Source organism: Teichococcus vastitatis (genome assembly GCF_003604215.1).
Taxonomy (GTDB): Bacteria; Pseudomonadota; Alphaproteobacteria; order Acetobacterales; family Acetobacteraceae; genus Pseudoroseomonas; species Pseudoroseomonas vastitatis.
The window spans coordinates 1-19,707 of record NZ_QXGS01000033.1 but is presented as its reverse complement, the minus strand read 5'-3'; the positions used below and the strand labels follow the sequence as shown (position 1 = coordinate 19,707).

The window sequence follows — 19,707 nt, the reverse complement described above, 5'->3', positions numbered from 1 at the left end:
GCCGCTGGGGTCAGGGCGTCCACGCCAATGAGATTCGCAAGCCGGCGCCCTGCTCGAGCGCCCTGCGCGGCAGCAGGGCCACAAAGGCCCGTCGGACCTCTCCTAAGCGGGGATTGCCGAGAATGCGGGCTCCACTGCTGACGCAGGTGGCCGGAACCGCGGCCGCCTTCGGCGATTCGCTGGTCCCGAGGACCGCAAGCGTCATCTCGGCCGCGACGCGGCCACCCTGTTGGCGCCGATGGCCGCCGTTGAGGAAGGCATTCAACGTCCCTGCCTGCGTCATGAAGGGAAGGCGGCCGCAATCGGTCGAAAGGCGGCTCCCTCCTTCCATAATCAGCCTGCCTTCCGCATCCACGACTTGCAGCAATATTTGCATGCCCGCGGAGTAGCTGCCTCCCCCCATGCGGGCGCGGCTACGCGGATCAGCGAGCGCATAGAGGCCCTCGCCGATTAGGAAGGCGTCGCGGTCCTCGAGCAGGAGTCCCGCAGCAAGCTCACGCGAAAGACCGACTCCGGCGCATCGCAGGTTGCGGTGCGGATCCCTGACGTGATCGAGGTTGGTGGCGGCCGGCGCGTCGCAGAGGACGAGCGCATCTTGCCGACCCGGGTCACGCCATTCCTGCGCGACCTCGCGCATCAAGGCGCGACCGCGCTCGACGTAATGCGGCGAAATGGCGAAGACGATGGAGCCCGTGATCGAGACGGTGTTCGGGTCTGCCGGCATAATGGAGGTAGACATACCCTCAAGCCGGGCTGCGACATTGTCCGGTAAGTCGCGGAGATACTGCGCGAGCAGTTGCCGCGCGCCGTCGTCACGGGCGGTCTGCGTCTGCAGCGTCGCCACGAGGCTTGCTTGGTCGAGCGCGATGAGTGGCATCCGTGCCTCCCGCATAGCTTCCACGAGGCGGTTCACCACGACATCAGCCCGAATGCGAACGCGCACATTGTCCCCGTCGTGCCAGCTCCGCAGCGTTGCGACTCGCTCTACGAAGCCGTTGGACTGCGCGACGATGCGCTCATTGAAGGTCTCGCTAACCTCGCTGCCCTGTTGGCGTAGCTCCAGCTGGCGGCTGGACTGCAGGTAGGCGCCGACCACCTCCTCAAGTGCAGCGCCGACCGCGGCTGAGCGGGCGTCCGCCTCGGTGCGGCCGATGCCGTCCGCTTCGACGCTGCGGCGTTGGACGGCATCGCGCTGCTGGATCGGCAGCCCACCAGCGGGCGCTGGAATCGGTACCGTGCCGCTCGGACCACCCTGGGCCGCGGCGGGGCCAAGCAGTGGTGCCATGGCGAGCCAAGCCGCAAGTGCGCCGCCCACTGATGCGGCCCGGCCCATCCGCGTGGATGCGCCCACCATTTCTAAAAGTCTCCCGGATCCGTGGAGGCGCCGGATCGCGTCGGCACGGCGGAAGGCGATGCGGCGTTGCGCGCCGTACCGGCCTCTGGCTCGGGCGCAGCACCTTGCCGGCGCATGCGCTCGCCGGCGGATGACATGGCACCGCCCACGCGCCGAGCCGCAGCATCGCTAGAGGGTGACCAGGCGAGCATCACCACCTGCATGTTGGCGCGGCCGATCGGATGCACGCCGCGCCACTCATGCGTGATCGTGGCCCCGCTGATGGTGATGTCATTCGCCCGCGCTCTGATGCGGTTCTGATAGGCGGAGTTGTCGAATGCCTGACCATCGTTAGTAGTGGATCCACGAAAGGACAGGGCAGTATTCTCCCCATCCGCCGCCTCGACCTGCTCGGCAACGAAGCGCTGAAGTGCTGCAAGGGCACCGAGCCTGGCACGGCTCCTGTCCATGGAGGAAAGCTGGGTCGCCGGCGCGGCCCCGAAGGCCACCAGCACCTTTTCCCCTCGCTCATCGCGCCAGATCCGCACGCCGTTCGTGGCACTCATCCAGGCTGGGTCGCGACGGTTCTCAGCCTCGATGCGGTCTTGCAGCGACTGGCCCGGCGGTCCGCCTGCCCCCTCCAGGGTCGGGCTCCAGAGCCCTTCAGCGAGGCGTTGCAGGCGGTCGGACCAGACGACGCCCACCAAAACCGCCATCTTGCCATCCCCGTTCAGACCCTCAAACTGCACTGGCGTCATCGCACCGGTCGCCAGCACGGAAGCGCGGGAGCCCAGGCGCTGCCGGAAATCCGTGGCGATGCGGTTCGCGACCGCCTGGCGGTCAGCCTCTGTCCTGCCGGTACCATCCCATTGTGGATCAAATTGGCGGATGGCTTCATCGAGCGTGAGGCCAGTGAGCGTGCGCAGACGCTCCGCATTCGAGAGCGCCGACCGCGCCTGGATGATGGCGGGTGGCGCTTCTTCACCACCCTGAGCGCCCATCGTATATTCGCGGTTGGAGGAGATGAGCGTGCCGACGTACCTGCCGAGCTCACCGCGGGCTAGGAGGTCTGCGGATTCGAAGGCGGCCGTACGGACCGCCACCCAGTTGGCGGCGCCGGGCGCTGCCTGAATCTCGACGACAGCTCGGGCCAGCACTGTGGTGCTACCATCCGGGAGCCGGTTCTCGCCCTCGCTGCGCCCTTCGGACTGCAGCCAGTCACGCCATCGCTCCTCAATATTTCTAGGTGCTGAAGCGCGCTGCACCGTCACATCCTGCGCCCGGCTTGGCCCTGATCCGATAAGGGCGGCGGTGCCGATTAACGCGAGGCAATTTCGCCGCCCAAATAGGCGCTGATGAGTCCGCATCGGCTATCGTTCCATTAAGTTGGCAGCAGCACAGATACTGAGCCATGGGGACTGTTAATTAGCAACTCGATAGCCAAAAATTCCATGTTCGAATCGAGAATTTTTGAGGATCATCACGGATGTCGGATTTTAAAAACACAGGAATGGCAATCCAAGTGCTGACGATCTGCCAACTAGGATCAGGACCCATAAGGATGATTGGGCGGTAGAGCTCTAAGTGATTCACCTCAGCTTGTGGTTATGAGCGGGTGAAGAATGAGCGGTGAGTTCTGGCTGACAGATCGGCAGTGGCAGCGTTTGGCACCGCTCCTGCCGAACAAGCCGCGTGGTGTTCCTCGCGTTGACGATCGGCGGGTGATTAGCGGCATCGTCCATGTGCTGCGATCAGGTGGGCGCTGGGTTGATGCGCCTGCCAGCTACGGTCCGCGCAAGACGCTGTACAACCGCTTTGTGGAATAGGCTGGCAAGGGGTCCGGGCTAGGCTCTTCCAGGCCCTGGCCAGCGCAAGCGGCCCGCCCGCTGAACTGCTGCTCGACAGCACCCACGTGAAGGCCCATCGCTGCGCCACCCGCGGCAAAGGGGCAGAAGATGAAGGCGCTCGGCATCAGCCGGGGCGGCCGCACCACCAAGATTCATGCGCTGAGTGATAGCCTGGGGCGACGGATCGCCTTTGCACTAACGCCGGGTCAGGGGCAGATTGCTACGCTGCCGAAGAGCAGTTGCGGAACCTGCCGTCCGGCAGCCTGGTCATGGCCGATCATGCCTATGACACCAACGTCGTCCGTCAGCAGATCCAAAACCAAGGTGCCGTGCCAAACATTCCCTAAAGTGGAACCGGCTCTGGAAATGCTGCTTCAGCCCGTTCCTTTATCGAGGCCGCAACGCCATCGAGCGCATGTGCTGCCGACTGAAAGGTACGAGGCACTGCCTCGGACCGCCGCATCGCCACGCGATACGACAAGCTGGCCACCAACTTCCTGGCCGCTGTCCAACTCGCCGCCATCGTCAGCTACTTCTTATGAGTCTTAGCCGTAGGCAACACGCAGGTCGAACGCCATTCGGCAAATCGGGGAACCGTGCTTCCCGCCGGCCTACTCCTTCCGGCCGAAGATGGATGTCGGCACGATCAGGCTGTTGCCGTGGATAGGCGCGCTCATGCGCAACCGTAGGCCCTGCTGCAAATATCGTTCAAGAGGCTGGTCGGCGGGCACGCGGATGTAGTCCTCCTCGTAGCGGGTCGGGCTGACCACGTAGCAGCCGTCCTCATGCACATGCGGCGTGAGCTTCAGCCCCTTGTTCTTGCCGCGCTGTACGAAGGCGTGCAGCCGATCATTGGAGCCGCCGCCGGTGGCTGAAAGCTTTGCCGCTGGCTTGGGCGCCGGGCGCGGCGCGCGTGGGGCGGCAGTCGCTCTCACCAGGGGTGGGGCGGCAACCACGGCAGGCGGCGGTGGCAGCACGATGGGGGCGACCACCTCGCCGCGGAGCTTGGCGACCGCCAACCGCATCCGCTCGGCCTGGGCGCGCAGACGGGGCACGCGGAGGCGTACTGGGTCGCGGGCCTTCAGCGTCTCGGGATCGCGCAGTCCGAGATAGGCGTCCACTTGGCTGCCGCCGCTCTTGGACGGGTGCGCCAGGGCGCCGAGGATGCGCTCCGGCGCCACCAAACCGCGCGCCGCGGCGTGGTCCAGCGCATCGAGCGGCGTCGGGCCGAGGGCTACGAACACCGCTTCCTCCGGCACCTGCGCCACTTCAGGAAGGAAGTGTTGCTCGAAGCAGGCGCGCAGTGCCGGAGAGCGCATCACTTCGTCGAAGGAGCCGTTGAACATTTCCTCGCCGCGGAAGGCCGCGTGAGGCACCACGGAGGTCGAGTGCAGAATGTGCGGCGAGCCTTCCCAGAGATCTCCCTCATCTGCCACACCCAGCAGAGACGCGAAGCCGAAGTGGCGGAGCATCCGCTCCAGGCCTGCGCGCATGGGGCCGCCAAAGGCGCCATGCGGCTTCACCAAGCGCAGCACCTCGTCCTGCGGCAAGCCCGCGCGGAGCAGCGTCTGCGCCTTTCCATAGGCGAGCTTGAGCTGCTCGGGGCCAGGCGTGATGCCGACCAGAACAAGCCTAGCGCGGCGCTCGACGTACTCGAAGGGGATGTAGAAGACCCGGTCCCGGCCGGAGGCGCCAACCAGCGTCGCAGGAGTGCGGATCGCGGCTGTGCCGTCGCGGGCAATGAGCGAGGCAAAGGAGGACAGAGAAGCGTCGGGAAACGGGGTCGGTGACGACATGAGCTGGGGATCCTCCTTCGGGCGCAGCGGGGTTCCGCCCCCTCACCTCTGGGAAAGGCGTGCAGTGGTTCGGGGCAGAGTATCCGCAGCGGCCGATCGCCACACAACGGCGAAGTATAGGCTGAGATAGACAGTTCGACGAAATGTCCTAAGGTGCCGCCGCCGGTTGGAGGTGCGCATGGCGGTTGGTCGCGAGAGCGGGTTGGAAGCGGAGATCGGGAAACTGCGGGCGCGGATGGACTGGCTCGAGGCCGAAGTGGCCGAACTGCGCGAACGACTATCCGGCCGGACCGGGAAGGCCAATGCGGCACGGTCCCTGTCAGCGGCCGAGATGGATGACAGGGTGGTGGAGGAGATCGTCGCCTATCTCCAGCGCAGGCACCGCGCCCACACCACCGACCTGGATCTGCTCGGCTACCCCCACTTCGCTTCCTGGGGGAACCTGCGTACCCGGGTCGCGGCAGACCTGAACGAGCGAGGCATCCCGGCGCCGCGCGGGGGGCACTGGTCAACCAAGCAGATCAGCCGCGCACTGCAGAGGCACTCAGCCAAGAGGATAGCGGCCAGGAAGGCGGCCCTGGACAGCACCGGCTGATCACCGGCTTGCGGATCCGATGTCTCGAGATCCGCGATGATGTTGACCTGTCCCGGTAGTAGCGGTCCGCCGGTTATGTAGTCTGGTGGCAGCATTGGTCTGCTCCCCAACTCTGGTCCGGCGGCCACGCATAGTCGCCTTGCTGCGAGGAGCCAGAGCACACGCACACGCCTGACTTCCACGAAGTCGCCCTAGACCCTCCCGGCTGACGTGTCCGATCTACAGGCGCGGTTCCCTGGACTTGCTTTGGAAAAGTGGAGGGTTCCTGATGAGGCAAATGGAGTTCCATGAAGCAGCAGAGGCGGTTCACGAAGGACTTCGAGGGCGAGGGGGTCCGGCTGGTCCGGACAAGCGAGCGGAGCCAGCGCGAGATCGCTGCGGATCTCGGCATCGGCCTGTCGACGCTGGTTCGGTGGATCAGCCGGAGCCGAGAGCGGCAGATTGATGCGCCGGACCGCTCCGGTCAGCGGCGAAGCCGGTGCACCTCCGGCGCGTCCCCACGAAACTCTGGTCGTGGATCCCGCGCCAGAGCGGTGCTCTAGTGAGCAGGTTGGGGGCCGAGACGAGACGGATTGGGTCGGCCAATAATTCTATCCGATAAACCGCGCTTACCGTAAGTTAGCGTAGCCTGCCTTTACACCTGAGATCAATGCTCTAGCTTACGATAATCTGATGTTCTCGTGCCCATGCTGAATGTCCGGCGTGGTTACCCTGATGGCGCAGGTCACAGGGGCTGGAATGCGCGGGCTACAGGTTCCAGGTACGAATCAGGATGCGCTGAACCCCCTTACGATGGAGGTTGACGTGATCGGTAGCCTGCCGCTGCTCCTGATACTGACCGCGTTCATCACTTGGTTGGCATGCCTGACCGCCTCCGCCCTCGATGAGCGGGTGAAGCGACGGAGCGAGACCGGGACCGTCGTCGGCTATGTGGGCGGTGAGAGTGGCGGAGGCTCGGCAGATGGCCGCAGCGGTGGCTCTTGTAATGGCGGTTCCTGCGGGTAACTCGCCTGCCCTTCAGCGCTTCACATGTACCACAGAAGGCTGCTGGCCACAGCCTGAGCAGCGCAGGCGCTCCGTCACCTGACGCAGCCGCAGCGTGGCAGACAGTCCGCGGCTGGCGGCGAAGTGCCGCAGTTCCTCGCGTATCGTCCGGCCGCAGGGGCACCACGCCTTCAGATGTACCCGAAGCGATATCAGAGAGGATCAATCGGCTTCGGTCTGCCGTAGTTGGCTGCCATGCAGACAGCCATAGCAGAGGCGGGAACTATTCGTGGGCGTGGTCTACTATCTCCCTAGTGGGCTAGCTCACTCGTGCGATAGGTGGCTTGCCGTAACGCTCAAACAACAGGTTTAGCCCCTCGGATATCAGGTCAGCCTGATCCTTGTCGGTATCCAGTGCGAGCTGGGCAAGCTGCTTCCTCACAGCCGGATCAACCCAGACGCCGATGGACACCTTGCCGATCCGCGAGCGCTGGACGATACGGCCAGCAGATGCGGCGGGCGGTGCCGCTTCCGCCGGAGCGGGTGACGGAACGGCGGCAGGCTTGGGATGACGCTGCACCCCTTCCCTGTCCTCATGGCTCCGCATCGCGGCCATGAAATCTACAGGCTTTTTGCTCATGCCGCTTCTGCCTTCGCACTAGCTTTCTTGCGCCCTTTCGCACTGTCAGGATTGCCCACTAGTGCACTAGTATGCATTCCCACCTGTGCGCTTACCCACTGCATCAAGGAATTAATCTCTTGTGCGGCCTTGCCTCCCGGCTCGTATTCCTGCGCCGTCTGTCCGGCGAGCAGGCAGCGGTTGAAGGCAACCCGCTGGCCCAGACGGATCGGGCAGACAGTCATACCGAATTGCGCGGTGATCGCCTTGGCGGCTTCATCGGCCACAGTGCCCTGCGGTGCCACCTCGTTGAGCACGGCAAAGGTCGGCTTCTTCAGGTAGTTCAGCAGATCGGCGGTTTTCCGCATCGCCCGCAAATCCATGATCGAGGGCTGACATGGCACCAAGATCAAATCAGCCGCACGGGCCGCATCCAGTGCAGTTCCCTCGCTGTGCGGGGCGGTGTCCAACACCACCAGTTCCGCTCCATGCTCCTTGGCGGCTTCCAGCGTCTTTCCGAGCCGGGACGGCGGCACGGCCATCACATAGGGCTGTTCGGCCTGGCGCGCGTCCTTCCATTCAGCGGCTGAGGTCTGGGGGTCAAGATCAACCAGCAGCGTCTGACGGCCCGCCGTCTCAAAGGCGGTGGCAAGATGGATCGCCAGCGTGGTTTTGCCCACGCCGCCTTTCTGGCTGATGAGTGCGATAGTGCGCATGTTGGCTCTCTCCCTAGTGTCCTAGTGCCAGGGCTCACTGAACCATCAGCCAACCAGAGGCACCCCCCAAATGGTTCTCTATCGCACTATCCCGTTTGTTAGCTAGTGTCGTCGTGCGAAATCTAACTAGTACACTAGTAGGATAATGACGTACTTGCATGGAAAATACTTGCCTATCAGAGCCATACGGTGAGGGGGCGCTACGGACGTGATCAGCTACCTGAGCAATCTGAACCAATGGCCGACCGGATCACGGCCCTATTTAGGGGTGACGGCTCCCCATTGCCTGCTGCGCGACCGGAGCCTGCGGATTGAGCAGCTACGGTTCGGCAGCATGGAACACCTGCTGGAGCATTGGGCCTATATGCTCTTCCAGTCGGTCGAGATGCTGACGCTCTATGAGGCAGACTGGGACGCAGCGATGATCGCCAGAGGACAGGCAGAGGTGGCAAGGGATGAGGAAATAACCCGCCAGATCGCGGCGGCTATCGGCGTGAGCGAGGCGGAAGCGGATGGGCTGGTGAAGCGGTCGGTAGAGGCGAGGAAGGCTATTGGAGCGGCGACGATCCGGGGCGCACCATCGGTCTGGCCCGGCCGCAGGTGAAGATCGGCATGGCCAATCTGGCATACAACGTTGCCCGCCTCGCTTGGCTCAGCAGCCGAGCTGCGCCCGCATAAACCCGCAGCTCCAACAAGAGCGGCACCCGCCGTCCCCGAGCCGATCAACCGGCCCCATCAGCAGAGGCGCGTCACGACCTGAGGCGGCAACCCTGCTTTGCCACCTGCGCAGCGAGGGGTAACTCGAGGTAACCAGGCGCAGATTCCGCCTGTTTGGTGCTTTCGCCGTCTTTACCTCGCTCCGGCGCTTGCTTAGCCAACTCGCTCTACCCCACTGTGCAGCCACTGCTGCGCCTGTGCCATGACGATTCGGCGAGGGCGCTCCCCACGCAGCCTTATAGGCGGAAATGAGCATAAAGAGGGGTGCTGAAGATGACGGACGGCCTTAGCCCGCTCCAGAGGCGGTTGATCGAGGCCGCTACCGACATCCGCGAGGGTGAGCCGGACGATATCGCCTATCAACATTCCATCCTGTGCCAGACCTCTCTGCCTGCCGCGAAGCCGCCAGAAGGCGTGCTGCGCTGGGAGAAGCGTCAGGGACGCGCCACGCTGCTGGTACAGGCGGGCGAGGTGCTGGACCCTAAGACGAGCCGCTACACGCAGCTACCGCTGCCCTATGGCCCGAAAGCGCGGCTCCTGCTGATGCACCTGAACGGGGAAGCGGTGCGGCGTCAGTCGCCCATCATCCCGGTTGAGGACAGCATGACCGCCTTTTTCCGGCGGCTGATGGGCAAGACGCAGGATGGCCGCCAGGTCCGCATGCTGAAAGCCCAGCTCTCCGCCTTGGCCGCTGCTACCTTTCGAATGGGCATCGTCAACGGCGACCATGCCCTGCAGGTCGATACGAAGGTGGTTGGAGCCTTCAATCTCTGGTTCGACAAGGATCAGAGCCAGCGGGTGCTATGGCCGTCCACCCTGAAGCTCTCGCTCGACTATTACGACAGCCTGACCCGCCATGCCGTGCCGCTCGATGAGCGGGCGATATCGGCGCTCAGGGACTCCGCCGTGGCACTGGACGTGTATTGCTGGCTCGCCCAGCGGCTCCACCGCATCCCCGAAGGCAAGCCGCAGTTCGTGCCGTGGACGGCCCTGCATGAGCAGTTCGGGCTGGGATATGCTCAGATTAGGCAATTCCGGGCCTTCTTCCTGCGCCAGTTGGCCGAGGTAAAGGCGGTTTACCCCGAGGCACGGCTAGAGACAGACGGCGGGGGCATGACCCTGACCCATTCGCAGCCGCCGGTGAAGAAGCTGCTGGTGTCGGTGCCACGTGCAATCGGTGACACCTCCAGCCCGGACTTTATCTGAGAGGCATCAGGCCGCGTGCAATCGGTGACGCTCAGCCGGAGCAGCCCCGGAGAGATACGCCTATCCACGTGCAATCGGTGACGCAAGAAGCGTGGCCTTGGCATACGGGCAAGCTAGCCGCGTGCAATCGGTGACAGAGAAGGCTGGTGGATAGCCGCCGATATCCACAGGCAATCGGTGACGGTTCTCGCGTGTAATCGATGACAAAGCCCGCGTGTAATCGGTGACACAAACCTATTATCTATAAACCTCTATTCTTCCTGTAGCTGGGCTGACGCTGGTTGGGGATTAAGTTCGCCCCTGCGGAACCGGAAAAGGGGCTTTAGTAGAAAAAAGGGGCGGCATGAGTCGGGAGAACGGCCAGCCCCGCAAAGCCAATATCGTGCGCTGGCTCGCCACCTACATCATCAACGGAGACGGGTTGGAGTTGGTGGTGCGTTCCAATGAGCCGGAGTTGAGGCATCTCACCCAAACCACATGAGATGAGGCGATTATCGGATAGAAGATGCAACATCAAAGGAGAAGCCAAGAGTAAAGACAGGCTGCTGGTTTCGAATACCGCAATCTCAGGTTGTCTAACATGATCCTAGGTCGGTATGTCTCGGATTCTGAATTCATACGCAAAAGGCGTCCAATGCTTTTGCTGACTGCTATGACGTCGCGGTTTGTGAGGAGCGGGAGCGCCGATCCTGCTGTCAGAGACGACAACCAGTCGCCTGCTGCTCTGGATGCCTTTTACGACGTCGTACCAGTTGGTCTTTGTCTGCTCGATCGTGATCTGCGCTTCGTCAGCATCAATCGCCGGATGGCAGAGATGACGGGGCGATCTGCAGCGGCAGATATCGGTCGTACGCCCACCGAGGTCATGCCGGGTGTTGCGGGCCAACTCGAGCCGCCTCTGCGGCGGGCGCTGCGCGGCGAGCAGGTCTTCGATCTCGAACTGAAAGGCACCCAGTTCAGTGCGGTCGGCGAGGGCCGGGTCTATCTGGCGTCTCTGGAACCAGCGCGTGATAAAACCGGAAGCGTCGTCGGAGTGCTGTGTTCGGCCCTCGACATCACCGACCGCAGACGGGCCGAGGAGGCACTCTGGGAACACCGGGAGCGGCTGTCCAACCTCATCGGGCAAGCGGCCGTGGGTATTGCCCAAACAGATCTGCAAGGGCGTTTTCTGCTCGTCAACGACTGTTACTGCATCATTGTTGGCCAGGATCGAGATGCTCTCCTGAGTAAGCGGATGCAGGATATCACCCATCCCGAGGATGAGCCGGCCAACATCGCTCTCTTCGCGCGCCTCGCCAAAACAGGCGAACCCTTCTCGCTGGAGAAGCGCTACGTCCGGCCAGATGGCACGGTCGTATGGGTCAATAACTACGTCTCCGCAACGCGCGACCCAGCCGGCCGCCCCCAATATATGGTTGCCATTGTCAAGGATATCACCGAGCGCAAGCAAACCGAAGCGGCGCTGGCAGAGAGCGAGGATCATTACCGGCACGCGATCGAACTCAGTCCGCATATTCCCTGGACCGCGGAGCCCGATGGCCAAATCGTCGAGGTTAGCCCGCGCGGCGCCGCCGTTCTTGGAGTACCCATAGGAAGCTTGGCCGCCCAGGGTTGGCTGAACCTCGTCCACCCTGAGGACCGGCGTGGTGTGGAGACGACCTGGGCAGAAGCCACGCACAGTGGTGCGCTGTTGGATATGGAGTTCCGCTTCCGGCACGCAGATGGCAGCTACCACTGGGTCCGCTCACGGGCGGCGCCGCGCCGCGATGCGCAAGGGCGTATTCTCCGCTGGTACGGGACCTTGGAAGACGTTCATGAACGGAAGCTCGCCGAGGCAGCGCTGCGCGAAAGTGAGGAGCATTACCGCTATACCGTCGAGTTGAGCCCCCAGATCCCCTGGATTGCCGATGCTCAAGGACAGATCATCACCATCAGCCCACGGTGGGGCAACCTTGTTGGTCCCACACCAGGTGGAACACTGGGGATGGGATGGCTGGGTGCCATCCATCCAGAGGATGTGGCCCGCATGGAGGCGTGCTGGACCCGTTCCATGACCTCTGGCGAACAGCTGGATGTGGAAAGTCGCATTCGCCTCAGGGATGGAAGCTATCGATGGTTTCGCTCGCGTGCGGCTCCGCGCCGTGATGAGGCGGGGCACTCCGCTGGTACGGTACGGATGAAGACATCCACGAGCGCAAGCTGGCCGAGCAGCAGGTCTCTTACATGGCGTACCACGATCCGCTCACAGATCTGGCCAATCGCCACCTGTTCGGTCGACAGTTGGAGCAAGCGCTAACGACCCGCCGTCCCGGTGAGCATCTGGCACTCCACTGCATCGATCTTGACCACTTCAAGGGCGTCAATGACACACTCGGACATGTTGCGGGTGATGCGCTGTTGCGTCAGGCAGCCGAGCGGCTCCGCCGCTGTGTTCCCGAAGGCAGCCTGTGAGATCCTGGGGCAGGATTATCAGATCGAGCAGAAGCAGGCAGTCGTAGGTGCGAGCATCGGCATCGCTCTGGTTTCCGACGAGAAGGCTGCTCCGGAAGATACCGTCAGAAAAGCAGATATGGCTCTCTATCAAGCCAAGGCAGACGGGCGTGCTACCTTTCGCTTCTTCGAGCCCGCACTGGATGAGCAAGTTCGGCGCAGACAAGAATTGAGGGCGGGCCTGCGTACGGCCCTCGACCGCGGTGAGTTGGATTTGCACTTTCAGCCGTTGGTCAGGATCCAGACAGGAGAAGTAAGGTGCTTTGAAGCGCTGTTACGCTGGCAGCCTCCGAGCGGGGGAGCGATCTCGCCGGCCGAGTTCATCCCAGCAGCTGAGGAAACCGGGTTGATCATGCGGATCGGTGAGTGGGCCCTCCGCACCGCTTGCGTCGAAGCAGCCCACTGGCCTCCATTCATCCGTGTGGCTGTTAACCTTTCCCCGGTCCAGTTCCGCAGTCCAGACTTGTTGCAGATGGTGGCTGGTACCCTCGCGGCTGCCAGCTTGGCCCCCGGACGACTTGAACTGGAGATCACAGAATCAGTCCTGCTACAGGATGATCAGGCGAGCCTGGCAATCCTGCAGGAGCTGCGCAGACTGGGCGTGCGCATTGCTCTGGATGACTTTGGCACGGGGTTCTCATCACTCGGCTACTTGCTTCGCTTTCCATTTGATAAGATCAAGATTGATCGCTCGTTCGTCTCCGGATTACCCGATCGCAGAGAGTCGACAGCGATCATCCGAGCTGTCGTCAGCATGAGCCAGAGCCTTGGCATCTCGGTCACCGCTGAGGGCGTGGAGACAGCTGAACAACTTGATGCTCTTCGTCGCCTTGGATGCGATGATGCCCAGGGATACTTGTACAGCCAGCCCTTGCCTGCAGCAGAACTGACCACCCTGATCGAGGGGCCGCAGTATCGATCAGGACACTCGAAGGTCTGACATGTCCTGGCTCTCTGGTCTGCGGCCGACCATCGCTGCGGCATTTCACATAGTCCATGGACGGATTATCACATCAAGTTTAGCCATGATCAGGCGCGAGGGCAGGGGCTTTCCTGGCCCTTTCCAGAAAGGCGCTGGCCGTCGAACGCGGCAAAGTTTGGCCGGAGGCGGACGGTCCGCTATTCGGGGCGAGACCCTTCTGAGGGAACCGCGGGAGCGCGGCAACGTCGTGCCCCCGAGCGAGGGCTTGCCTGTCGATCAGGCGGCCGCTGCCGCCGGTCGTGCCGAGCACGAGGACCCTCGGCCGGTTGGCCGGGGTGTCATCGGGTTTCGTGTTGTCCATCGATGGCTCCTTGGATGGCGGGACGTTCCCGGAGGAAGCCACGCTGTCCGCTTCTTGCGAGATCAGATCCGGCTTTCGGCCAGCAACTCGCGGGTGCGCTTCAGGGTGGACAGCAGCGCGGCCTTGTAGCCCGCGTCGCTGTCGAACTGCGCCTGTTCGGCCTGTTCCTCCGGGCCGCCCGGCGCCTGCCCGCGCAGCCCGAGGTAGCAGAAGAAGCGCAGTTGCAGCGCGCCCGCCCCGTCCTCGAACAACTCGTTGACGATGGCGCCCTCGCGCGGGCCGGTCGCCTGGAAGAAGGTGACCTTGCTGCCCGGTTCGAAGGCGATGATCTCGCGCAGTGCGGCGCCCGCGATGGTGGCTTCGCGCACGATGTGGGTCGCGCTCTCCTCCACGACGTCGCAACGAGTGCAGAGGCCGGGCGGGAGGAACAGGCGGGCGTCGCGGGCTTTGAGCACGAGGCCCTCCCAGGCCTGCGCCCGGGTCAGCGGCGCCTCGCCCTCCGGGTTCACCGGGATGGTGGCGGTCGAGTAGATCATGACGATGGTCCTTCTGACGCGTACGGGTGCCGTCCGGCCTTCAGGCCGAGGCCGCGATGCGGGCCGCGAAGTCGCGGTAGGAGTGCAGCGGGCGGCCCAGCATCTCGGTCAGGCGCGCCACGTCGCCCGCCTGAGGCACCATGCCCTCCGTCGCGAAGCGCTCGGCCATCAGGCGCATGTCGAAGGCCATCCAGCCCGGCATGACCTGCCGGAGGTTTGCCTCAAACCCGACCGTGTCCTCGCCGGGATAGGCGATCGGGCGGCCGAGAACGTCCGACCAGATGGCGGCCACGTCCGCGCCCGTCAGCGTGTCGGGGCCGACGATGTTGATGCGGTCGAGCGGCAGCGGCTCGGCGGCCCGCTCGCGGCGCAGCAGTTCAAGTGCCGCGACCTCACCGATGTCGCGCACGTCCACCATGGCGAGGCCCTTGGAGCCGATCGGCATCGGATAGATGCCGTAGCCGGTGATGACGTCCTTGAGCGTTGCGTCGTTGTCGATGAAGTAGGCGGGGCGCAGGATGGTGGCGTTCAGCCCCGTCGCCTCGATCATGCGCTCGACCGCGAACTTGCCCGCGAAGTGCGGCACGTTCACGTAGCGGTCGCCCTCGATCACCGAGAGATAGACGATCCGCTCGATACCGGCCTCGCGGGCGGTGTTCAGCGCCACCAGTGCCTGAGTGAACTCGTCGGGCACCACGGCATTGAGCAGGAAGAGCGTCGAGACGCCGGAGAAGGCGGAGCGCAGCGAGTCCACGTCGAGCAGGTCGCCTTGAACCGCGGCGACGCCTTCGGGAAGGCTGGCCTTGGCAGGGTCGCGGACCAGGGCGCGCACGTCGGCGCCGCGCTTCACAAGCTGTTCGACGACGTTGCGGCCGACATTGCCGGTGGCGCCGGTCACGAGGATGGTCATGGGTTCACTCCGGTTGGGTTGGTGGACACCCGGAAGATGATTGATCCACATGAGGTCCAGTAGACGCTACGTTGGAACACTTCGTCTCACTGGCAGAACACATGGACCTTCTCGCTCTCGCCGACTTCAACCTCGTCGCCCGGCACGGCGGGTTCGGGCGCGCCGCCCGTGCCGCCGGTCGGCCGAAGGCGACCTTGTCTCGCCGGGTGGCGGAACTGGAGGCCAGCCTCGACCTGCGCCTGTTCGAGCGCAGCCCCCGGACGCTCCGGCTGACCCAGGAGGGCCGGGCGCTCTACGAACGGACGGGGGCCCTGCTCACCGAGTTAGACGAGGCGGCGGCGGCGATCGCGTTCGGCGTGGACAGGCCGCGTGGCCGCCTGCGGGTCAGCGCGCCGCTGCTGTTCTCCCAAACCGCGATGGGCCGGCTGGCGGCGGAGTTCGCGCTGAAGTTCCCGGAGGTCCGGCTGGAGGTCACGACGGAGGACCGGGCCGTCGACATGGTGGAGGAGGGGTACGACCTCGTCATCCGCGTCAACCCGGACCCGAATGAGAGCCTCGTCGGGCGGGCCTTCCTGCGGGACCGGCTCGTCGTCGTGGCGAGCCCCTCCCTGGCCCGGCCGCTGGACGGGACGGCGGTCCCGGCGGTGGTGCGGGGGGCGGGGGACGGGACCGCGTCCTGGGACGTGGTGACGCCGGACGGGGGCTCTCGCATCGCGACCCACACCGTCCTCGGCCTGTCGTCGCTCCTCATGGTCCGCGACGCTGTCCGCGCGGGTGTCGGTGCTGGGCGCCTCCCGGTGTCGCTTGTGGGCCGGGATCTGGCGGCCGGAACGCTGGTCCACTGGGGCGACGTGGAGGGCCCGGAGATCGCCCTGTGGGCGCTCTACCCTTCGCGGCGGCTGCTGAGCGCACGCGTCTCCGCCTTCCTCGACCACCTGAAGGACGCCTTTCCCCAAGGCACGCCCGAGGAGCTCGGAGCTTACCTCGGGCCTTGAAGGCGCCCCACGCAATTAACGGGTCAGGTCCGATCCAACATGGACGGCCGAGCCGAGGAGGACCTCACCGCGGGAGCAGGCCAGACGGCCGTCGAATCCGGCTGAAGCCGCCCGTTCAGTTCAAGGTGGCTTCCTCTGCTCGCTGTGCTCTCGCGTAGAGAACCGGCGGCATGCCGACGTTGCGGGCGAAGGCCACGCTGAACGTGCTGGCCGAACTGTAGCCCACGCGCTCGGCGGTCTCCGCCACACCGGCCCTGCCCCGGCGCAGCAGGTCCTTCGCGAGCGCCATGCGCCAGCCCAGCAGGTACTCCATGGGCGCGACGCCTACCTCGCGCCGGAACCGCTCAAAGAAGCTCGATCGCGACAGGGCTGCTTCCCTCGCGAGTTCGGCAACCGTCCAGTTCCGCGTCGGCTGCTCGTGCATCCGCCGCAGCGCCATGGCGAGGCGATCGTCGGCAAGGCCGCGCAGCAGGCCCGGCGGGGCCATGGTTCCCGTGGTCGTGCGCAGCGCCTCGATCAGCAGGACCTCGAGCAGCCGAGCCAGGATCACATCGCGGCCCGGCCGGTCGCTGCGCGTCTCGTCGTTCAGCAGCTCGACCAGCGTGGTGAGCCGCCCTCGTCCCCGGACGTGCACGAGCCGCGGCAGGAGCGACACCAGCAGGTGCGCGTCCTCCGAGCCGAAGGCGCAGTGGCCGACAAGGGCGCGGATATCGGGCGGCTGGTCCTGGCTGCCAAGGCGGAACACGCCAGGGCTCACCTCGACTGGCGGCGCCTCCGTTCCGGGCGGGGGCGGCTCAAGGCTCGACGCGGCGAAGTCATGCGCCGCGGGCACAAGGACGAAGTCTCCTGCCCCGAGTGTGATCGGCTCCTGTCCGGGAACCGCCAGGCGGCAGGCGCCGTCGAGCACGGCGAGGTAGAACGGTCGTCCTTCGACCGAGCGGTGCACGACCCATCGGCCCGTGCCCATGACGAGCTTGGAGAACGACGCATTGGGCTGGAGCAGCTCAACGACCTGGGCGAGCGGATCGGACATGATCCGGACTTACGCCAATGCGATCTGGACTTCCAGACGTAGAAAGTCCGGACGGCACGCCATACCCTCCTGGTGTCCCGCAACAGGAGCTTGCATGAACACCATCCTGATCACCGGCTGCTCGTCCGGCTTCGGCCTTGAAACCGCGCGGCTGTTCCTGGACCGCGGCTGGGCGGTGGCCGCCACCATGCGCACGCCGCGCGAGGACGTCCTGCCTCGCTCCGAACGGCTCCGGGTCCTGCCGCTCGATGTCACGGACCCGGACAGCATCGCGCGCGCCGTGGACACGGCCGGGCCGGTCGATGTTCTGGTCAACAACGCAGGGGTCGGCCTGCTCAACGCGCTGGAGGGCGTGTCGATGGACAGCGTCCGCGAGGTGTTCGAGACCAACACGCTCGGCACCATCGCCATGACCAGGGCGGTCCTGCCGCAGCTCCGGGAAAGGCGCTCCGGAGTGGTCGTCAACGTGACGTCGAGCGTGACGCTGCGGCCGCTGCACCTGCTCTCGATCTACACCGCCAGCAAGGCCGCGGTGAACGCCTTCACGGAAACGCTTGCCCTGGAACTGGCGCCGTTCAACATCCGGGCGCGCCTGGTGCTGCCGGGCCGCTCCCCCGAGACCTCGTTCGGCAGCAATGCCCGCGCCCGTATGGGAATGGACATTCCCAACGGCTATGGCGAGCTGGCCGCGCAGGTCTTCGCGGGATGGCAGCAATCCACCGAGGAGGTCACGCACCCACAAGACGTGGCGGAAGCAGTGTGGCGCGCGGCCACCGATCCGTCCTGTCCCATGCGCCTCCCCGCCGGTGCCGACGCGGTCGCATGGTCCGAGGCAGGCTGATCTTCCGTAGTTTCACGCAGCAGGACCTGAATCCTCGCTCCGGCCTTTGCTGAATGCCTTGTCGCAACGGTCAGCCCCTGTGACACGGACGCGGCCGCAAAGTCGGATCCTGGTTCCGGGCGTCTGCTTCGGAGCACCCAAAGCCGGGAGTTTAAAGGCCGCTATGGGCGCTTAGCCGTCAATCCAGGTTCCTTGCAGGCTACACGCCGTGCACTGGATCGCCTCATGAAGGTATTGAGGCACTTACTCGAAGTCTCATGGGATGCCGGGTTTATCGTGTGTAACATCTGATAGGTGGTTTAGAGGTTTCAGCGTGAAGAACGGAACCGGTCGCGCTCCTGGAGACACGCAGCGGAGGGAGAGAGTCCCCACGGGCATTTGCATGAGACTGCATTTTTGGAAGACTTGCCGGCGATAAGTCAAAGGAGCATCAATTTTGTGCCGTGGCAGTTCGTGCCGCGCGCGCACAATGGCGGCGAAGGAGACAGCCTAAAATGGCTCGATTTCATCTTCCCCTATCCCCAGCCTACCCCGCGCTGGCGGACGCACCGGCTTGGCTCCAGGATCTGGTGATGCTCGGCACATCGCGGGCCGACACCCTCGCGGCCGAAGGAGCTACGAGGTTCGTTTTCGGCTTCGGGGGCAACGACCAGATCACCGCAGAAGGTCTGGGCATCTCCCTCTTCGGTGGTGCCGGTGACGACGTGATCACGGCAGGAGGGGCGCGCAACCTGGTGTCTGGAGGAGCCGGAGACGACACGATCCTGTTGCCGTTCGGCAACCTCGGCTTCGCGGAGGACAGCTGGGCCTATGGCGGCGGTGGCAACGACACAATGTCTGCTTATGGCAGCGGCAACACCCTTCATGGCGGCAGCGGGGCGGACAGCCTGGAGGTCAACGGGTTCCGCGTCCGGGACAATGCGGCCTACGGAGGCTCGGGGGATGACAGCGTTGCAGGGACCGGCTTCAACACCAGGCTGGATGGCGGCGACGGTGACGACGTGTTGGCCGGATCCAGTTTCGGCATCAGCGTATTCTACACCGAGGATGACGGCACCTTCATGACCGGAGGTGCCGGCACCGATACCTTCAACCCGGTGAACAGCAGCCTCCTGCTGGTCTACAAGGATCTGGACGGCACCGTTTCGGCTGGTGACGAGATTGGCGGTGTCTTCAATGTGATCACGGACTACGAGGCCGGTGAGCGGATCGGCATCGGGCCTTTGGTTCGTCAGGACGGCTCAGTCGACTTGGTTGGTCCTCGCCCAGGTTCGTCGGACTACCCGTCGCCGGACATCGAGATCGGCCAGTACGCCGAGTTTCGCGGCGCGCTGATCGGACCTGGCCGCTTCGCGGTTCAGGAGGAGGGCCCGGATCTGATGATCGTCACGGCCAGCGAGGACGTCGCGGACAGCTACGGTACACTGGTTCTGCAGGGTTGGTCCGGCGGCGATCCCTTGATCGCTTGATGCGTGAGGCGTGGCGCCGTGTTCCTCGCGGATCTGGTCGCCGCGCCTCGAACCATACCCAGCGCTTGGCTGTGCTGCACTGGATGAAACCTCATGCCAATTAGCGTCAGAAGGTCACCCAGGTAGCGATAAGGGATCTCGACAGGGATTATCGGATGAAAGTCGGCCGAGGGCAGGGGCTGGCAAGAGGTTTCCGTAGTGCCTTGCCTGAAGCGCCAACCCTCAGATCCGGCAGGGTCTCTCCGGAAGCGGAACGGCGGTTTTCGGGCGCCCAGAGGCCGCAACTGACATCACAGGCAGGCGGGTTGAGCCGCCGCTGTCGCCGCAACTACGACAG

General features: G+C 64.5%; 17 protein-coding genes and 3 pseudogenes. 12 read left to right on the top strand and 8 right to left on the bottom strand.

From position 1 onward, the window contains the following. Positions 1–10: 10 nt before the first annotated feature. Both D2K64_RS19595 and D2K64_RS19590 read right to left on the bottom strand, forming a co-directional pair. Positions 11–1,285, bottom strand: a complete 1,275-nt coding sequence (locus D2K64_RS19595) for a hypothetical protein (RefSeq protein ID WP_157985963.1) — start codon at positions 1,283–1,285, stop codon at positions 11–13. Positions 1,286–1,356: 71 nt separating this feature from the next. Next, positions 1,357–2,700 carry a hypothetical protein gene (locus D2K64_RS19590; protein ID WP_157985962.1) on the bottom strand — a complete coding sequence of 448 codons (1,344 nt, stop codon included), beginning with the start codon at positions 2,698–2,700 and terminating at the stop codon, positions 1,357–1,359. A gap of 255 nt (positions 2,701–2,955) precedes the next feature. Between D2K64_RS19590 and D2K64_RS19585 the strand changes: the two are divergent. Next, positions 2,956–3,722 (top strand): annotated as a pseudogene (locus D2K64_RS19585) (IS5 family transposase). A gap of 69 nt (positions 3,723–3,791) precedes the next feature. On the opposite strand, the gene D2K64_RS19580 reads toward D2K64_RS19585, so the two are convergent. Continuing rightward, complete coding sequence (locus D2K64_RS19580) at positions 3,792–4,976, bottom strand: hypothetical protein (protein WP_120010071.1); 1,185 nt, start codon at positions 4,974–4,976, stop codon at positions 3,792–3,794. A 178-nt stretch (positions 4,977–5,154) separates the two neighbouring features. Here D2K64_RS19580 and D2K64_RS19575 point away from each other — a divergent pair, with 178 nt between their 5' ends. Together D2K64_RS19575 and D2K64_RS25620 are read left to right on the top strand one after the other, a co-directional pair. After that, on the top strand, positions 5,155–5,571 hold the full coding sequence (locus tag D2K64_RS19575) for a hypothetical protein (RefSeq protein WP_120010070.1): 417 nt from the start codon (positions 5,155–5,157) through the stop codon (positions 5,569–5,571). Positions 5,572–5,858: 287 nt separating this feature from the next. Next, positions 5,859–6,023 (top strand): annotated as a pseudogene (locus D2K64_RS25620) (transposase); the annotation flags it as partial. A gap of 851 nt (positions 6,024–6,874) precedes the next feature. Here D2K64_RS25620 and D2K64_RS24585 read toward each other — a convergent pair. Both D2K64_RS24585 and parA read right to left on the bottom strand, forming a co-directional pair. Further along, entirely contained in the window at positions 6,875–7,195 is a 321-nt protein-coding gene (locus tag D2K64_RS24585; protein WP_157985961.1) for a ribbon-helix-helix domain-containing protein, read from the bottom strand. Beyond that, positions 7,192–7,890, bottom strand: coding sequence for a ParA family partition ATPase (gene parA, locus D2K64_RS19555; RefSeq protein WP_120010067.1), 699 nt, complete (start codon positions 7,888–7,890; stop codon positions 7,192–7,194). The genes D2K64_RS24585 and parA overlap by 4 nt, the downstream gene beginning before the upstream one ends. A gap of 208 nt (positions 7,891–8,098) precedes the next feature. On the opposite strand from parA, the gene D2K64_RS19550 reads away from it, so the two are divergent. The 6 genes and pseudogenes from D2K64_RS19550 (at position 8,099) to D2K64_RS19530 (ending at position 13,243) form a co-directional block, all read left to right on the top strand. After that, on the top strand, positions 8,099–8,494 hold the full coding sequence (locus D2K64_RS19550) for a hypothetical protein (protein ID WP_157985960.1): 396 nt from the start codon (positions 8,099–8,101) through the stop codon (positions 8,492–8,494). Positions 8,495–8,880: 386 nt separating this feature from the next. Continuing rightward, positions 8,881–9,813, top strand: coding sequence for a replication protein RepA (locus D2K64_RS19545; RefSeq protein WP_238384312.1), 933 nt, complete (start codon positions 8,881–8,883; stop codon positions 9,811–9,813). A gap of 343 nt (positions 9,814–10,156) precedes the next feature. Continuing rightward, on the top strand, positions 10,157–10,294 hold the full coding sequence (locus D2K64_RS24580) for a hypothetical protein (protein ID WP_157985959.1): 138 nt from the start codon (positions 10,157–10,159) through the stop codon (positions 10,292–10,294). 153 nt (positions 10,295–10,447) lie between these two features. Beyond that, entirely contained in the window at positions 10,448–12,109 is a 1,662-nt protein-coding gene (locus tag D2K64_RS19540) for a PAS domain S-box protein (RefSeq protein ID WP_162306220.1), read from the top strand. Then, a pseudogene (locus tag D2K64_RS26275) lies at positions 12,037–12,355 on the top strand (diguanylate cyclase domain-containing protein); the annotation flags it as partial. The gene D2K64_RS19540 and the pseudogene D2K64_RS26275, both read left to right, overlap by 73 nt. 27 nt (positions 12,356–12,382) lie before the next feature. Then, positions 12,383–13,243, top strand: a complete 861-nt coding sequence (locus D2K64_RS19530) for a putative bifunctional diguanylate cyclase/phosphodiesterase (protein ID WP_370765151.1) — start codon at positions 12,383–12,385, stop codon at positions 13,241–13,243. A gap of 405 nt (positions 13,244–13,648) precedes the next feature. Here D2K64_RS19530 and D2K64_RS19520 read toward each other — a convergent pair whose 3' ends face one another. Together D2K64_RS19520 and D2K64_RS19515 are read right to left on the bottom strand one after the other, a co-directional pair. Further along, positions 13,649–14,122 carry an SRPBCC family protein gene (locus D2K64_RS19520; RefSeq protein ID WP_120010061.1) on the bottom strand — a complete coding sequence of 158 codons (474 nt, stop codon included), beginning with the start codon at positions 14,120–14,122 and terminating at the stop codon, positions 13,649–13,651. Between the two features lie 40 nt (positions 14,123–14,162). Next, positions 14,163–15,032 carry an SDR family oxidoreductase gene (locus tag D2K64_RS19515; protein WP_120010060.1) on the bottom strand — a complete coding sequence of 290 codons (870 nt, stop codon included), beginning with the start codon at positions 15,030–15,032 and terminating at the stop codon, positions 14,163–14,165. 101 nt (positions 15,033–15,133) lie between these two features. Here D2K64_RS19515 and D2K64_RS19510 point away from each other — a divergent pair, with 101 nt between their 5' ends. Next, complete coding sequence (locus D2K64_RS19510) at positions 15,134–16,027, top strand: LysR family transcriptional regulator (protein ID WP_120010059.1); 894 nt, start codon at positions 15,134–15,136, stop codon at positions 16,025–16,027. A gap of 115 nt (positions 16,028–16,142) precedes the next feature. On the opposite strand, the gene D2K64_RS19505 is transcribed toward D2K64_RS19510, so the two are convergent. Continuing rightward, positions 16,143–17,060 (bottom strand): AraC family transcriptional regulator, encoded by a 918-nt coding sequence (locus D2K64_RS19505; RefSeq protein WP_120010058.1) that lies wholly within the window; start codon positions 17,058–17,060, stop codon positions 16,143–16,145. 94 nt (positions 17,061–17,154) lie between these two features. On the opposite strand from D2K64_RS19505, the gene D2K64_RS19500 reads away from it, so the two are divergent. Together D2K64_RS19500 and D2K64_RS19495 are read left to right on the top strand one after the other, a co-directional pair. After that, positions 17,155–17,901 (top strand): SDR family oxidoreductase, encoded by a 747-nt coding sequence (locus D2K64_RS19500; protein WP_120010057.1) that lies wholly within the window; start codon positions 17,155–17,157, stop codon positions 17,899–17,901. A gap of 572 nt (positions 17,902–18,473) precedes the next feature. Then, positions 18,474–19,370, top strand: coding sequence for a calcium-binding protein (locus D2K64_RS19495; RefSeq protein ID WP_120010056.1), 897 nt, complete (start codon positions 18,474–18,476; stop codon positions 19,368–19,370). Positions 19,371–19,707: the final 337 nt, after the last annotated feature.

Excerpts from the sequence above, each read along its gene's own strand:
- D2K64_RS19495 (WP_120010056.1), top strand. The coding sequence starts at position 18,474 with ATGCTCGGCACATCGCGGGCCGACACCCTCGCGGCCGAAGGAGCTACG.
- D2K64_RS19545 (WP_238384312.1), top strand. The coding sequence starts at position 8,881 with ATGACGGACGGCCTTAGCCCGCTCCAGAGGCGGTTGATCGAGGCCGCT.
- D2K64_RS19580 (WP_120010071.1), bottom strand. The coding sequence starts at position 4,976 with ATGTCGTCACCGACCCCGTTTCCCGACGCTTCTCTGTCCTCCTTTGCC.
- parA (WP_120010067.1), bottom strand. The coding sequence starts at position 7,890 with ATGCGCACTATCGCACTCATCAGCCAGAAAGGCGGCGTGGGCAAAACC.
- D2K64_RS19515 (WP_120010060.1), bottom strand. The coding sequence starts at position 15,032 with ATGACCATCCTCGTGACCGGCGCCACCGGCAATGTCGGCCGCAACGTC.
- D2K64_RS19590 (WP_157985962.1), bottom strand. The coding sequence starts at position 2,700 with ATGCGGACTCATCAGCGCCTATTTGGGCGGCGAAATTGCCTCGCGTTA.
- D2K64_RS24585 (WP_157985961.1), bottom strand. The coding sequence starts at position 7,195 with ATGAGCAAAAAGCCTGTAGATTTCATGGCCGCGATGCGGAGCCATGAG.
- D2K64_RS19510 (WP_120010059.1), top strand. The coding sequence starts at position 15,134 with ATGGACCTTCTCGCTCTCGCCGACTTCAACCTCGTCGCCCGGCACGGC.
- D2K64_RS24580 (WP_157985959.1), top strand. The coding sequence starts at position 10,157 with ATGAGTCGGGAGAACGGCCAGCCCCGCAAAGCCAATATCGTGCGCTGG.
- D2K64_RS19575 (WP_120010070.1), top strand. The coding sequence starts at position 5,155 with ATGGCGGTTGGTCGCGAGAGCGGGTTGGAAGCGGAGATCGGGAAACTG.
- D2K64_RS19520 (WP_120010061.1), bottom strand. The coding sequence starts at position 14,122 with ATGATCTACTCGACCGCCACCATCCCGGTGAACCCGGAGGGCGAGGCG.
- D2K64_RS19530 (WP_370765151.1), top strand. The coding sequence starts at position 12,383 with ATGGCTCTCTATCAAGCCAAGGCAGACGGGCGTGCTACCTTTCGCTTC.
- D2K64_RS19500 (WP_120010057.1), top strand. The coding sequence starts at position 17,155 with ATGAACACCATCCTGATCACCGGCTGCTCGTCCGGCTTCGGCCTTGAA.
- D2K64_RS19595 (WP_157985963.1), bottom strand. The coding sequence starts at position 1,285 with ATGGCACCACTGCTTGGCCCCGCCGCGGCCCAGGGTGGTCCGAGCGGC.
- D2K64_RS19540 (WP_162306220.1), top strand. The coding sequence starts at position 10,448 with ATGCTTTTGCTGACTGCTATGACGTCGCGGTTTGTGAGGAGCGGGAGC.
- D2K64_RS19505 (WP_120010058.1), bottom strand. The coding sequence starts at position 17,060 with ATGTCCGATCCGCTCGCCCAGGTCGTTGAGCTGCTCCAGCCCAATGCG.